This window comes from Bradyrhizobium sp. AUGA SZCCT0177, assembly GCF_018130125.1.
Lineage (GTDB): Bacteria > Pseudomonadota > Alphaproteobacteria > Rhizobiales > Xanthobacteraceae > Bradyrhizobium.
The window spans coordinates 25,868-39,193 of sequence record NZ_JAFCMA010000034.1; the positions used below are offsets into that span (position 1 = coordinate 25,868).

Sequence of the window (13,326 nt, forward strand, 5' to 3'; positions counted from 1 at the left end):
CACCAGACCCGGAATCTCGAGATTCCGGGTTCGATGCTTCGCATCGCCCCGGAATGACACTGACCAAGTCGGGACAACCATCTAATGTCTGTGACGACCCTACCTTCTCGACCTCGACGCATCATTGAGCAGCGGCAACCGGGCTGGATCGTGCGCCTGTTCGACTACAAGCCGTTCCTGATCGTGATGTGCCTTGCGCCGGCGATCGGCCTCTTGGCGGTGTTCCTCACCTACCCGCTCGGCCTCGGCGTCTGGCTCGCCTTCACCGACACCACCATCGGCCAGCGCGGCGTCTTCATCGGTCTGGAGAACTTCCAGTATTTGCTGAAGGATCCCTTGTGGTGGAACGCGGTGTTCTACAGCGTGTTCTACACCGCGGTCGCGACCATCGGAAAATTTGCGCTCGGCTTCTGGCTGGCGCTGCTGCTCAACAACCACTTCCCGCTCAAGAGCCTGCTCCGCGCCATCATCCTGCTGCCGTGGATCGTGCCGACGGTGCTGTCGGCGCTGGCGTTCTGGTGGATCTACGACCCGCAATTCTCGATCATTTCCTATTTGCTGGTCGACGTGCTGCACGTCCGCACCACAAACATCGACTTCCTCGGCACGCCGTGGCCGGCGCGGTTCTCGCTGATCGTCGCCAACATCTGGCGCGGCATTCCGTTCGTGGCGATCTCGCTGCTGGCGGGCCTGCAGACCATCTCGCCCTCGCTCTATGAGGCGGCGATGCTGGACGGCGCCACCGCCTGGCAGCGCTTCCGCTTCATCACGCTGCCGATGATGATGCCCATTCTAGCCATCGTGATGACCTTCTCGATCATCTTCACCTTCACCGACTTCCAGCTGGTCTACGCCATTACCCGTGGCGGGCCGGTCAATTCGACGCATCTCTTGGCAACGCTGGCGTTCCAGCGCGGCATCGCCGGCGGCGAGCTCGGCGAGGGTGCGGCAATCGCGGTGTCGATGATCCCGTTCCTGGTTTTCGCGACGTTGTTCAGCTACTTCGGCCTCGCCCGCCGCAAATGGCAGCAAGGAGAAGCCAATGACTGACGTAGCCGCCTCACCGGGCAACAGCAATGTCGCCAGCGCCACGCCGGATACGATGTCGTGGGATTCGCGGGCGCGGCGGGTGATGATGATCTATCTGCCGCTGTCCTGCTTCGTGCTGATCCTGCTGTTCCCGTTCTACTGGATGGCGATCACCTCGTTCAAACCGAACGCGGAACTTCTGAACTACAAGGAGCACAACCCGTTCTGGATCACCTCGCCGACGATCGCCCACATCAAGCATTTGCTGTTCAATACCGCGTATCCGACCTGGCTGAAGACCACGATGTTCGTGGCGGTTGGTTCGACCTTCCTGTCGCTGTTCGCCTCGACGCTGGCCGCTTATGCGATCGAACGGCTGCGCTTCCGCGGCAGCCCTTACGTGGGCCTTGGCATCTACCTCGCCTATCTGGTGCCGCCCTCGATCCTGTTCATTCCGCTGGCCACCGTGATCGTGCAATTCGGCCTGTTCGACTCGCCGATGGCGCTGATCCTGGTGTATCCGACCTTCCTGGTGCCGTTCTGCACCTGGCTCCTGATCGGCTACTTCAAGTCGATCCCCTATGAGCTGGAGGAATGCGCGCTGGTCGATGGCGCGACGCGGCTGCAGATCCTGCGGCGGATCACGCTGCCGCTGGCGGTGCCCGGCCTGATCTCGGCCGGCATCTTCTCGTTCACGCTGTCCTGGAACGAGTTCATCTACGCGCTGGCCTTCATCCAGAGCGGCGCCAACAAGACCGTTCCCGTCGCGATCCTGACCGAACTCGTCACCGGCGACGTCTATCAGTGGGGCGCGCTGATGGCGGGCTCGCTGCTCGGCTCGCTGCCGGTCGCGCTGTTCTACTCGCTGTTCGTCGACTATTACGTCTCGTCGCTGACCGGCGCGGTGAAGGAATAGACGACCGATTATCTGACCGTAAACGCCACAGGGATCGTGAAGCTGATCGATCCCTGCTGGATTTCGGGCGGGATCGGGGGAAATGGGGAAGCCTGACGAATCATCGCCGAGGCCTGCGCGTCGAGCGCGGCAACGCCCGACGATCCGCTGAGGCGGCCTCCGCTGACCTGTCCGCCCCGGCTCACCGTAAAGGACAGCCGCGCGACGCCGCGCTGGCCGTTGGCGCCCGACGGGTACTGGTGGAAACGCATCAGATGCGCGCGGACGCGCTGATTATAGGATGCGAGCGCCGAGGCCGATGTACCGGCGCTGGCCGCGGAGGCGGCCTGGGCCTGACGTTCAACACGGGGCGGCGCCGCGGTGCGCGGCGCGGGTGTCGCCTGGTTCGGCTTCTTCGCGTCGGGTCGGACCACCTTTGGCTTGACCGGTGTCGGCGTGGCGGTCGGGACGGGCTTGGCGGGCTCGGCCGCCGGCTTCATTTCCACCTTCTGCTCGGGCGGCGCCACCACCTCGGGCTTCTCCTGCGGCGGGGTCGGCGCGATCTGCTCCTCGACCACCTCCTGCTGCTTGACCGGCTCCGGCGGCGAGGCGTCGGCCTGCTCCATCAGCTGGTCAGGGGCGCGCTCCAGCTCAGTCGATTGCGGCGCCGCCGATACCGGCGACATGTCCACCATGATCGCAGGCAAGGTAGCGCCCGGCGGCGGCCGCTGCGTGTACCAGGTCATGAACAGCGCGATCAGCGCGGCATGCGCTGCGAGGATCGCAATGCTCGACGTGCCCCAGCGCCGCACCCCGGCGTGATCAGTGGCGTCATGCAGCGCGAACGCATTCATGGCGGTCAGGTACGTCCGTCGAGGCCGACCAGCGCGACCTTGAGATAGCCGGCGTTGCGCAGCAGGTTCATCACCTCCATCAGGTCGCCATAGCTGACCGCCTTGTCGGCGCGCAGATAGATCCGCTCGTCCTTGCGGCCCCTGGTGGCGCCATCGAGCGTCGCGGTCAGCGTGTCGCGCGCGATGATGTCCTCGCCGACCGCGACCGACAGGTCCGGCTTCACCGTGACGAACACCGGCTTGTCCGGACGCGGCGCCGGTTCGACCGCGCTGGCGGGCAGATCGACGCCGAGGTCGACGGTGGCAAGCGGCGCGGCGACCATGAAGATGATCAGCAGCACCAGCATCACGTCGATGAACGGCGTGACATTGATCTCGTGATTCTCGGCCAGATCGTCGTCGCCGCCGCGCGACCGGCCGCCGAAGCTTGCGCGTGTGCCCAATCTAGCGCCCATGATTCACTCCGCGGCGCGCGCCAGCCGGAACGAGCCGCGATCGCCCTCGCGGCTGATCAGCAGCATGACCATGACAGAGGCGTCGCCAAGCAGCGCACGGTGGGCCGAGATCGTGCGCGTCAGATGGTTGTAGATCACCACCGCGGGGATGGCCGCCACCAGCCCCAGCGCGGTCGCCAGCAGCGCCTCGGCGATGCCGGGCGCGACCACCGCGAGATTGGTGGTGTGGGCTTCGGAAATGCCGATGAAGGCATTCATGATGCCCCACACCGTGCCGAACAGGCCGACGAACGGCGCGGTGGCGCCGATGGTCGCGAGCACGCCGGTGCCGCGCGCGATCTGCCGCGACATCGCGGCCTCGACCCGCTCCAGCCGCAGCGCGATCCGCTCCTTGAAACCGTCATCGGCGATGCCGCCGGAAAGGCTGGCTTCGCGCGCCGCGGACTGCACGATCTGCGCCACCGCGTCGCCGCCGCCACGGCACTGCTTCTCGACGTCGGCGAGCACCGTATCGGCCTCGAGCAGGGAGATCCGCCGCCTGGCGGTCGCGGTCTTGCGCCTGACCTCGAGCGTTTTCGCCAGCCAGATCGTCCAGGTCACCAGCGAGGCAAACGCCAGTCCGACCATCACGGCTTGCACCACGATGTCGGCGTTGACGAACATGTTCCATGGCGAAAGATTTCGCGGCAGTAGTGCGGTATCAGTTGCGGCAAGCGCCGCCCCCGGGCATGCTACCACGCCAGCGCCGAACAAGGCCGCCAGCCTACCGATCGCCGATCTGAGCACATTCTGCTGCATGATTACCTCCCGGCTGACAACAACGCGGTTGGCTAGGCCGCCTTTGCCGAAGCAAGGCTGTCGGCGAGCGACTGAAAACGCTTCAGCTGATCGCCGCGCAACGCGCGGGTCTCGTCGCGGCCGACAAACACCTTGAACATGATGCCGCCATCGACATTGATGAAGGCGACGAAGGCCGATGCCTTGCCCATGAAGGGGCGCTCGACAAAGGCGACCGCGTCGCAGCGTTCATGCCTGAGATGGCCGTGCAATCCCTTCGGCTGCATCAGGTTGAAATAGCCGCGGCCGACCTCGCCCGCCGGGATGGCGCCGGTGAACTCGAAAATCGCATCGCTGGTATGGACGATCAGCGTCACGTCGCCCCATTGCGCGATGTCCTGCATCGCGGCGGCGAAATGGCTGCCGGCACCGATGCGGACCATCGTCCCGGGCAGCGCCTCGATCACCGCGCGCGGCGTGACGTTGCGCTCGCGCGCAACGTCCTCGATCACGGCGCCCGGATTTTCCGCCATATACGCCTTGAGATCGGCGTTCTGCGTGCTCGACATGCAGGCCTCCCGGTCAGGCGGCGGCGCTGGTTTTGCGCTCGGACTGGATCACCTCAAAGCCTTCGAACTTGGGATGGCCGAGGTACAGGCTTTCGCCGGTCTTGTTGTCGGCGCGGGCGTGGGCGCGGCGGAACTCTTCCGAGCGGGTCCAGGCCTCGAATGCGGCCTTGTCGACCCAGGTGGTGTGCGACGAATACAGCGTGTGGTCGTCGGCTACCGGACCCTTGAGCAGATGGAATTCGACGAAGCCGGCCATGTTGCCGAGATAGGACTCCCGCGTCGCCCACACCGTCTCGAAAGCCTGCTCCTGGCCCAACTTCACCTGAAACCTGTTCATCGCGATAAACATGGAAATCTCCTTGGTTGTCGTCGTAGCCGGTTTGGCCCCGATCATATCGTAACGCAGAAATGCTCCGAGGCCGCGCTGGGACATCAGCACGGTCCGGAGCCTTGATGGCGGCAATCTCTTAAACAAGAGCGCCGGTTGTTCTTACTCCGATCAGGTGCCTCCGAAATGATATTTGAGACCGCCCTTGAAGACCATTCCAGGACCCGCACTCGCCCATTTCACGTCGTTCTGCGTGTCGCCGGTGCTGCCGACCGGGATGGCGTAAGGCCGGTAGTACGTGTTGAAGATATTCTCGGCAGAGAGGTTGAGGACTAGGTCGGGCGTCGGCTTGTATTGAAGATACAGGTTGACGAGATCGTACGACGTTGCCGGCGTATAGGTCACCGGAATGTCCCTGTTTGCCTTCGCCGACGTCCACATCACGGAGACCACCAGCTTATTCTCGAGGAATCTTAAACCAGCCGTTGTCGTGATTTTCTGCGGCGGGACGCTGTACAAACCGAGATTCGTCTGAAGATTCTTGCCTTCCTGGAAGGTTCCGGCGACCCCGAGGAACCAGAGTTGGGCGTCATACATGGCCTCGGCCTCGAAACCATGGATCCTGGCCCTCGCAACGTTCTGGTACTGCAGGAACGGGAAGAAACTACCAAAGCCCGGAACGACGACCGGCGTTCCGAACGCAACCTGATCGATGTAGTCGGTAATATCGTTGCGGAAGAAGTTGAACTTGCCGCGGATGCTGTCGCCGGCAACCCACACGTCGTTCTTCTTCAGATTGAAGCCGATTTCCTTGGTCTTACCGACCTCGGGCCGCAGGTTCGGATTGGGCACGAAGCAGAATGTCGAATCGGCGCCGGGACCCGGCGTGCCCGACGGACAGCGGAAGAACGAGTCTTGCGGGGTGGCGCCGGCATGCGGGCCGTTGACGAGCGTCTCGGTGATCGACGGCGCGCGGTAGCCTTCAGCATAGCTGACATAGGGCGTCACCACGGCCAGGGGCATCAGGCCGACCGTGATCTTCGGCGACAAGCGGTCGCCGCTGGAGGACGTCGTCCCCGATTCCAGCTTGTAATTGTCGTAACGCAGAGCGCCCACCACTTCGAGCATCGAGGTGTAGTTGGCCTTCCACTGCACGAAGCCGCCGGACACCGTGCGCCGGCCGCCCGGAGTCGTAACCTCGGAGGTTCCGCGAAGGTCTTCGGTCGATACCTTGTCCTGGAACGCATCGAGCCCGTAGGTAACGGCGTGACGCCAGTCATAGGTCTCGAAACGTGTCGTGTTGTGAACGTCGACACCGACAGTGTCGAGCAGATATCCACGGTTGCTGCCGATACAGCCGGAGACCGCATTTCCGGGGACTCCGCCGCAATAGGTCGATGCCGTCGTGGTCGTATGTCCCGTCTTGATCTGGTCGTTGTCGGTGCGGTTCCAGTAGACCTTCGCGTCCCAATCGAACCACTTGTCCTCAGGCTTCGAATATTTCCAGCCGAGCGTGGTGGTGTAGTTCTTCACGTTGGTCGCGTAGATCGACGTTCCGTTGAGGTTGTTGGTGCCGTTCGCATTGGTCGAATTAGGATCACCGGCGCGGCGCGGCGGCTGGCCGACGCTGTAGATATTCTCCTGGAATATCGCCCCGAGCTTGACCTCGTGCCCGTCGGCCGGGCGCACCGTCAGCTTGCCGATACCGCTGTTGAGACGGTTTCCGGTATTGGCAACCTCATAGCCGGTGCCGTCCTTGTAGTTCTCCTGCGTGCTGTAGGTGCCGCCGGCAAATACATCAACGTTCGGGTTGACGTGAACGCCGCCGAAGATCGAACCCATCGCACGGCCGTAGTTGGTTCCAAGAATCGTCTTGGCATCCACGCCCCAGCGCTCGCCCGGCCGCACCACGTCTTCGATGTCCTTGGTGCGGAACGAGGCCACGCCGCCGATCGCACCGGAGCCGTAGATATTCGCGGTCGGGCCGCGCACGATATCGATTCCGGCGATCAGTTCGGGATTGAGGAAGAACGAGCCGTTCGCAAAATGGCCGGTGCGCTGATAATTCTGCCGGGCGCCGTCGACCACCACGGCGACACGGCCGAAATCCTGCAGGCCGCGAATGTTGATTGCGGTGGACGGCTCATCGCCGCGATTCTGTACCCAGACGCCGGGGATATTGTAGAGGAGATCGCCGACCGTAGAGGCCTGACGCCCCTGGATCTGTTCGAGCGTCACGACGCTGACCGGCGCCAGCGCGTCGATCGCGCGCTCTTCGGTCTTCGATGCCGCAACCGTGATGGTATCGAGCGACTGCACCGGTGCGCGGCCGACCTGCGCGTACGCATTCAACACCGGCGCGCTTGCCTGCTGCTCCGCTTGCGGTTTGGCGGGCTTGCGCTTGGCCTGTTTTTTCCGCTCCGATGGACGACCGGTCTCCTGCGTGTCCGCGGTCTGCGCAACCGCGGCATCGCCCATCAGCAATGCAAATGACACCACCGACGCACCCAAAAGAAGGGCGCGCGGATACCTAGCCCCGTCAGCCATAACAACCCCAACCTGTTATCTATTTCTCGGGTCTGGCTGGCGGGCGCTACGCGACGTGCGAGCTGCTTGCTGGCTACCACTTTTCGAACGCGGGCTCCCCCGCCCGCATTCTGTCATAATTGGTTAAGCGGTGGCGTCGGGACGGTCAATGACCGCAGGGCACACTTTATATCTATTGTAAATTGCCACGGTTGGATTGCGCTTCGGCCCAACTATACAAGGTTGGATCATAAGAACTTCTTTGGGGCACAACAGAATTAGATGGCCGCACCTTCCGGAGACAAACTCGGAGACGCCACTGGGAAAGCAGGGGATCCCCCTGTTGCGGGGCGATCGGTGGTCATGAGCGGCAACCGGCTCGACAGCCGCGAGCTGTTTGCAACCGAACGCGAGATCATCATTGCACACGGCGAAGAGAATTACCGCTTGCGGCTGACGTCGCAAAACAAGCTGATCCTGACCAAGTGATCCCTGATGGCAATCTGTCGCACACTCGCTCTGCTCGCCACCACTTGCGCCTTCGCCATTGGCGGCGCCGCGCTTGCGGCGGGCATCACGGTGCATGACGCGCGCAACCGCGACGTCACGATCTCGGATCCGGCGCGGATCGTTTCGATCGGCGGCGCCATCACCGAGATCCTCTACGCGCTGGGCTTCGAGGACCGGCTGGCCGGTGTCGATGCGACCAGCCTCTATCCGACGTCGGCGCTGCGCGACAAACCCAATGTCGGCTATATGCGCCAGCTCTCGGCCGAGGGCGTGCTCGGGCTCAACCCTTCGCTCGTGCTCGCCGTGCAGGGATCTGGGCCGAAGGAAACCATGGACGTGCTGGAGGCGGCGAAGGTGCCGCTGGTGCTGGTGCCCGAAACCTTTTCCGAACAGGGCCTGCTCGACAAGATCAAGCTGGTCGGCCACGCCATGGGCGCCGACGCGCGGGCGGAATGCCTGACCGCGGCGGTATCCGGCGACCTGGCGCAGCTGCGTGCGCTGCGCGCCAAAGTGACAAAACCCGTGCGCGTGATGTTCGTGATGTCGCTGCTCAACGGCCGCGCCATGGCGGCGGGCCAGAAGACCGCGGCCAATGAAATCATCGCGCTGGCCGGCGGCGTCAATGCGATCGACAGCTATGAGGGCTACAAGATCATCAATGACGAGGCGATCGTCGCGGCCAGGCCCGACGTCGTGCTCTCGATCCAGCGCAGCAAGGATTCGCTGGAAGCCGAAGCGGTCTACGTCCATCCGGCCTTCGCGATGACGCCCGTGGTGACGAACAAGGCCTTCATCTCGATGGAAGGCCTCTATCTGCTCGGCTTCGGCCCGCGCACCGCCGCCGCTGCGCGCGATCTCTCGGTCAAGCTTTATCCGGCGCTGGCGCCGCAGGCTGCGAGCTTCACGCCGGCCGCGCTGACGGCAAATTGCCGGCAATGACCGCGGCGGCACCGGCCGAGGCGGACGGCGCGAAACAGCGTCGCAGCGGCACCACGCTGCGGCCCGCCACCACGCTGACGCTGGTTGGGTTGCTGCTGGCGCTGGCCGGTGCCGCGCTGATCGCGCTCACGATGGGTGCTGCGGGAATTCCGCTGTCACGGCTTCCGGCGGCCCTCGGCCTGTGGAGCGATGCGTCGCCGCATCCGCTGGCGGCGCGCGATCAGCTCGTGCTGTGGTCGATCCGGATTCCGCGGATCGCGGCGGCGGCGATGGTTGGCGGCCTGCTCGCCGCGTCCGGCGCCATCATGCAGGGGCTGTTTCGAAATCCGCTGGCCGATCCTGCCCTCGTCGGCGTCTCCAGCGGCGGCGCCTTTGCGGCGGCCTGCGCGATCGTGTTCACCGACAGCCATCTCGGCGAAAGCCTGCGCTTCATGCAGAACCAGTTGCTGCCGCTCGCGGCCTTCTTCGGCTCGCTGGCGACCACCATCGTGCTCTACGGCATCGCCAGCCGTTCGGGCCGGACCTCGATTGCGATCTTCCTGCTGGCGGGGCTGGCGATCGCCGCCATCGCCAATGCCGGCATCGGGCTTCTGGTGTTCATCGCCGACGATCGCCAGTTGCGCGACATCACCTTCTGGCTGCTGGGATCGCTGAGCGGCGCGACCTGGCCCAAGGTCGCCACGCTGGCGCCGGTACTTCTGTTCGCCCTGATCGCCTGCCTGTGGATTGGCCGCGGGCTCGACGTGCTGGTGCTCGGCGAGGCCGAAGCGTTTCACAGCGGCGTCGACGTCGAGCGGCTGAAGCGGATTTCGATCGTGCTGGTGTCGGCGATGACCGGCGTCGCGGTGTCGATCTGCGGCGTCGTCGGATTTGTCGGCATCGTGGTGCCGCATCTGTTGCGGCTGGTGATCGGCCCGGCGCACCGGCTGCTGCTGCCGGCCTCGGTATTATCAGGTGCGATCCTGCTGGTCGGCGCCGATACGCTGGCTCGCACCATCGTTGCGCCTGCGGAAATGCCGATCGGCATCCTGACCGCGGCGGTCGGCGCGCCGTTCTTCCTCGCCATGCTGCTGCGCCAGCGCGGGCTGGTCGGGCTATGAACCCGATCCTCGAAGCGCGCTCGGTCTCGCTGCGGATCGGCGACGCGACCCTGGTCGACGCCATCGACCTTCGCGTCGCTGCCGGCGAGATGGTCGCGATCGTCGGGCCCAACGGCGCGGGTAAATCAACGCTGTTGCGGATGCTGTCCGGCGACCTCCGCCCGACCCGCGGCCATGTCAAACTCAAGGGGCGCGACATTGACGCCTACAGACCGCGCCAATTGGCTCAGCATCGCGCCATGCTGTCGCAGCATGTCACCGTCACCTTCCCGTTCACGGTCGAAGAGATCGTCGCCATGGGGGCCGGCGACAACAGCCGCGCCGCCGCGCAAAGGCTGGTCGAGACGGCGCTGCACGAGGTCGGGCTGGAGCGCTTCAGCCACCGGCAATTGCCGACTTTGTCCGGCGGCGAACAACAGCGCGCGCATTTTGCCCGCGTGCTGGTGCAACTCGCCTGCGGCGAGGCGCAGCACGGGCCGGGATTGCTGCTCCTGGATGAGCCGACCTCGAGCCTCGACATGCGCCACCAGATCGACCTGGTGGAAACCGCCAAGCTGCGCGCGCGGGGCGGCACCGCCGTGATCGCGGTGCTGCACGACCTCAACCTGGCGATGCGTTTCGCCGACCGGATCGTGCTCTTGCACCGCGGCAGGCTGGCGATCGACGGCGGCCGCACCGACGCCATCACGGCCGAAACCATCCGCCGCATCTTCGAGGTGGATGTCACGGTCGAATATACCGACCATGGCGTACCGTTCCTGCTGCCGCAAACCATGCGACCGGTCGCGACCCGGTAGCCGCCCAAGGATCCTCGTGCGCGCGGGCGGCGTAAGGCCGCACGATTATCCAACGGCATCACCGGCGTTTCACAAAACTGTCAGATGGCTGTTGCAAGGTCCTCCGAGAACACGGCATCGCTTCTCACAGGAGATCTTACCATGCGCATGTCACTGCTCTGTTCCGTCGCCTCTGTCTTTCTGGCTACAGGTGCCGCGTTTGCGCAAGGCGAAGGCGAGTTTCCCGCCACGCTGAAGGGCCACGCCGTCCTCCCCGCGCAATCCTTTGTCGAGGCCCCCGCCGACGCGCCTGATGATCTCAAGACATCAGGCAAATACACCACCGGTCGCCGCGTGGATGCCGTCGGCAGCGTGATGGGAAAATCCTATGAGCGCCCGACCGGCGTCTCGCTGCCCTTCAAGGGCCAGCCGCTGCAGGGCCATTCCGGCATCAAGGTGATGGCAGATGGTTCGTTCTGGGTGCTCACCGACAACGGCATGGGCTCGCGCTATAACTCCGCCGACTCGATGCTGTATCTCAATCGACACAAGATCGACTGGACGACCGGCAAGATCGACCGCCAGGAAACCGTCTTCCTGCATGACCCCGAAAAGAAGGTGCCGTTCCGCATCGTCCACGAAGCCACCGCCAAGCGCTACCTCACCGGCGCCGACTTCGACACCGAAGGTTTCCAGATCATCGGCGACACCTTCTGGATCGGCGATGAATTCGGTCCCTACATCCTGAAAGCCGACAAGACCGGGAAAGTGCTCGCCGTGTTCGACACCACCGCCGACGGCAAGCCGGTGCGGTCGCCCGATCACTGGTCGGTGCAGTCGCCGGGCGCGCCCGGAGCCAGCTACACCACTGTCAACCTGCGCCGCTCCAAGGGCTATGAAGGCTTTGGCGGATCGAAGGACGGCAAGTTCCTCTACGGCCTGCTGGAAGGCCCGCTATGGGATGCCGAGAAAAAGGATGTTGAAAAGGTCGACGGCAAGGAAGCCGCGCGAATCCTCGAATTCGACGTCGCGGCGGAAAAATTCACCGGGCGCTACTGGCACTATGTGTTCGAGGCCAACGGCCACGCGATCGGCGATTTCAACATGATCGATGCCTCCTCCGGCCTGATCATCGAGCGCGACAATGGCGAAGGCACCGCGGACAAGGCCTGCCCGCAAGGCACCCGCGGTGAAAACTGCTTCCCGGACCTGGCCAAATTCAAGCGCGTCTACAAGGTCGAGCTTAACGACGCCAACGCCGGCAAGCCGGTGCGCAAGATCGCCTATATCGACCTGATGAAAATCCGCGATCCCGACAAGAAGGCAAGGAAGCCGCTCAATGACGGCGTGCTAACGTTCCCGTTCTTCACCATCGAGAACGTCGACCGCGTCGATGACACGCACATCATCGTCGGCAACGACAACAACCTGCCGTTCTCCTCGAGCCGCGATCCCAACAAGGCCGACGACAACGAGTTCGTGCTGCTGGAAGTGGGTGAATTTTTGAAGGCGAAGTGAGCCGTGACTCCTCCCTCTCCCCGTCCTTCACGGGGTCGAGACGAGCGAAGCTCGCTCTTAGAGGGTCGGGGTGAGGGGCTCTCTCGACACAGTTAGTGTTAAAGGTTGGACCTGTACCCCCTCACCCGGATCACATCTGCGATGTGATCCGACCTCTCCCCGCAAGCGGGGCGAGGTAAGAAGCGGCCCTACTCCTTCCTTGTCCGATAATCCCCGAACGTCGCGTCACGCTGGTCGAGCTGTGATTTCACGCTTCCACCGTCGCGGCGGAACGTCGACATGTAGTTCCGGGAAGCCTCCGTCGTGAACGCCAGCGCCTGGATTTCGGTGCCGGCGCGCATCGCGGCGCGGGCGCCCATGATTTCCATCGCGCGGTGCACCGATCGCTTGTTGAGCTGCTGCAATTCGATCGGCACTTTGGCGGCGCGCTCGGCGAAATCCAGCGTGCGCGCATCGAGCTCTTCGAGCGGAAACGACCGCGTCGCAAACCCCCATTCGGCGGCCTCGCGGCCGGACATCGCGTCGCCGGTCAACATCAGCTCCATGGCGCGGCGCATGCCGACCAGCCACGGGTGATACTGCATGTCGGGCGGGCTCATCAGCCGTACCGGCGGATAGCCGATTTGCGCATCGTCGGCGACGTAGACGATATCGCAGGCGGTCGCGAGCTCCGTGCCACCGGCAAGGCAATAGCCGTGCACCTGCGCGGCCACCGGTTTTGCAAGATCCCAAATCCCGAACCAGCCCTCGACGACGTGCCGCGACCATTGGCCGGGGCCGGCGGCCGAGTGATAGGGCTGGTCGACGCGGTTATCCGCCGACAGATCATACCCTGCGGAAAAACAGGGACCAGCGCCGCGAACAATCGAGATCGAAATGTCAGGATCGCGGTCGGCCTGCTCCAGCACCTCGAACACTTCCGCCCGCAGGCGGTTGTTCAGCGCGTTGCGCTTTTCGGGGCGATTGAGCGTGACGCGGCGGACCCGCGGCCGGGGATCATCGACGAGAATGTGTTCGTAGGGCATCGGCGGCTTCTCCCTGTTCGCGGAC

General features: G+C 64.1%; 14 protein-coding genes. 7 read left to right on the top strand and 7 right to left on the bottom strand.

Annotated elements, in window-relative coordinates; translation table 11 throughout:
• Positions 1-84: 84 nt before the first annotated feature.
• Both JQ597_RS30690 and JQ597_RS30695 read left to right on the top strand, forming a co-directional pair.
• Positions 85-1,050, top strand: coding sequence for a carbohydrate ABC transporter permease (locus tag JQ597_RS30690; protein WP_192737598.1), 966 nt, complete (start codon positions 85-87; stop codon positions 1,048-1,050).
• Positions 1,043-1,945, top strand: a complete 903-nt coding sequence (locus JQ597_RS30695) for a carbohydrate ABC transporter permease (RefSeq protein ID WP_192737599.1) — start codon at positions 1,043-1,045, stop codon at positions 1,943-1,945. The genes JQ597_RS30690 and JQ597_RS30695 overlap by 8 nt, the downstream gene beginning before the upstream one ends.
• Before the next feature lie 8 nt (positions 1,946-1,953).
• Here JQ597_RS30695 and JQ597_RS30700 read toward each other — a convergent pair whose 3' ends face one another.
• From JQ597_RS30700 to JQ597_RS30725, 6 genes are all read right to left on the bottom strand, one after another.
• On the bottom strand, positions 1,954-2,778 hold the full coding sequence (locus JQ597_RS30700; protein ID WP_212269216.1) for an energy transducer TonB family protein: 825 nt from the start codon (positions 2,776-2,778) through the stop codon (positions 1,954-1,956).
• Between the two features lie 5 nt (positions 2,779-2,783).
• Entirely contained in the window at positions 2,784-3,233 is a 450-nt protein-coding gene (gene exbD / locus JQ597_RS30705) for a TonB system transport protein ExbD (RefSeq protein WP_212269217.1), read from the bottom strand.
• 3 nt (positions 3,234-3,236) lie between these two features.
• On the bottom strand, positions 3,237-4,031 hold the full coding sequence (exbB, locus tag JQ597_RS30710; protein ID WP_212269218.1) for a tonB-system energizer ExbB: 795 nt from the start codon (positions 4,029-4,031) through the stop codon (positions 3,237-3,239).
• Between the two features lie 32 nt (positions 4,032-4,063).
• On the bottom strand, positions 4,064-4,579 hold the full coding sequence (gene hutX, locus JQ597_RS30715; RefSeq protein ID WP_212269219.1) for a heme utilization cystosolic carrier protein HutX: 516 nt from the start codon (positions 4,577-4,579) through the stop codon (positions 4,064-4,066).
• A 13-nt stretch (positions 4,580-4,592) separates the two neighbouring features.
• Entirely contained in the window at positions 4,593-4,928 is a 336-nt protein-coding gene (gene hmuQ / locus JQ597_RS30720) for a heme-degrading protein HmuQ (RefSeq protein ID WP_212207247.1), read from the bottom strand.
• Between the two features lie 150 nt (positions 4,929-5,078).
• On the bottom strand, positions 5,079-7,454 hold the full coding sequence (locus JQ597_RS30725) for a TonB-dependent hemoglobin/transferrin/lactoferrin family receptor (protein ID WP_212269220.1): 2,376 nt from the start codon (positions 7,452-7,454) through the stop codon (positions 5,079-5,081).
• Between the two features lie 261 nt (positions 7,455-7,715).
• On the opposite strand from JQ597_RS30725, the gene JQ597_RS37870 reads away from it, so the two are divergent.
• The 5 genes from JQ597_RS37870 (at position 7,716) to JQ597_RS30750 (ending at position 12,276) form a co-directional block, all read left to right on the top strand.
• Positions 7,716-7,922 carry a hemin uptake protein HemP gene (locus JQ597_RS37870; protein WP_249133696.1) on the top strand — a complete coding sequence of 69 codons (207 nt, stop codon included), beginning with the start codon at positions 7,716-7,718 and terminating at the stop codon, positions 7,920-7,922.
• Between the two features lie 6 nt (positions 7,923-7,928).
• Positions 7,929-8,882, top strand: a complete 954-nt coding sequence (locus tag JQ597_RS30735) for a heme/hemin ABC transporter substrate-binding protein (protein WP_212269221.1) — start codon at positions 7,929-7,931, stop codon at positions 8,880-8,882.
• Complete coding sequence (locus JQ597_RS30740; RefSeq protein ID WP_212269222.1) at positions 8,879-9,982, top strand: FecCD family ABC transporter permease; 1,104 nt, start codon at positions 8,879-8,881, stop codon at positions 9,980-9,982. The genes JQ597_RS30735 and JQ597_RS30740 overlap by 4 nt, the downstream gene beginning before the upstream one ends.
• Positions 9,979-10,779, top strand: a complete 801-nt coding sequence (locus JQ597_RS30745; protein ID WP_212269223.1) for a heme ABC transporter ATP-binding protein — start codon at positions 9,979-9,981, stop codon at positions 10,777-10,779. Before JQ597_RS30740 ends, JQ597_RS30745 begins: the two co-directional genes overlap by 4 nt.
• Before the next feature lie 141 nt (positions 10,780-10,920).
• Positions 10,921-12,276: an esterase-like activity of phytase family protein gene (locus tag JQ597_RS30750; RefSeq protein ID WP_212269224.1), complete on the top strand. Its 1,356-nt coding sequence runs from the start codon at positions 10,921-10,923 to the stop codon at positions 12,274-12,276.
• A gap of 188 nt (positions 12,277-12,464) precedes the next feature.
• Here JQ597_RS30750 and JQ597_RS30755 read toward each other — a convergent pair whose 3' ends face one another.
• A complete protein-coding gene (locus JQ597_RS30755) occupies positions 12,465-13,301 on the bottom strand; it encodes an enoyl-CoA hydratase-related protein (protein ID WP_212269225.1) in 837 nt (278 codons plus the stop codon).
• Positions 13,302-13,326 lie beyond the last annotated feature (25 nt).

Bases quoted from the DNA above. Each gene is read 5' to 3' on its own strand.
- hmuQ (WP_212207247.1), bottom strand. From the start codon at position 4,928: ATGTTTATCGCGATGAACAGGTTTCAGGTGAAGTTGGGCCAGGAGCAG.
- exbB (WP_212269218.1), bottom strand. From the start codon at position 4,031: ATGCAGCAGAATGTGCTCAGATCGGCGATCGGTAGGCTGGCGGCCTTG.
- JQ597_RS30745 (WP_212269223.1), top strand. From the start codon at position 9,979: ATGAACCCGATCCTCGAAGCGCGCTCGGTCTCGCTGCGGATCGGCGAC.
- JQ597_RS30725 (WP_212269220.1), bottom strand. From the start codon at position 7,454: ATGGCTGACGGGGCTAGGTATCCGCGCGCCCTTCTTTTGGGTGCGTCG.
- JQ597_RS37870 (WP_249133696.1), top strand. From the start codon at position 7,716: ATGGCCGCACCTTCCGGAGACAAACTCGGAGACGCCACTGGGAAAGCA.
- JQ597_RS30735 (WP_212269221.1), top strand. From the start codon at position 7,929: ATGGCAATCTGTCGCACACTCGCTCTGCTCGCCACCACTTGCGCCTTC.
- JQ597_RS30700 (WP_212269216.1), bottom strand. From the start codon at position 2,778: ATGAATGCGTTCGCGCTGCATGACGCCACTGATCACGCCGGGGTGCGG.
- JQ597_RS30740 (WP_212269222.1), top strand. From the start codon at position 8,879: ATGACCGCGGCGGCACCGGCCGAGGCGGACGGCGCGAAACAGCGTCGC.
- JQ597_RS30755 (WP_212269225.1), bottom strand. From the start codon at position 13,301: ATGCCCTACGAACACATTCTCGTCGATGATCCCCGGCCGCGGGTCCGC.
- JQ597_RS30690 (WP_192737598.1), top strand. From the start codon at position 85: ATGTCTGTGACGACCCTACCTTCTCGACCTCGACGCATCATTGAGCAG.
- hutX (WP_212269219.1), bottom strand. From the start codon at position 4,579: ATGTCGAGCACGCAGAACGCCGATCTCAAGGCGTATATGGCGGAAAAT.
- JQ597_RS30750 (WP_212269224.1), top strand. From the start codon at position 10,921: ATGCGCATGTCACTGCTCTGTTCCGTCGCCTCTGTCTTTCTGGCTACA.
- exbD (WP_212269217.1), bottom strand. From the start codon at position 3,233: ATGGGCGCTAGATTGGGCACACGCGCAAGCTTCGGCGGCCGGTCGCGC.
- JQ597_RS30695 (WP_192737599.1), top strand. From the start codon at position 1,043: ATGACTGACGTAGCCGCCTCACCGGGCAACAGCAATGTCGCCAGCGCC.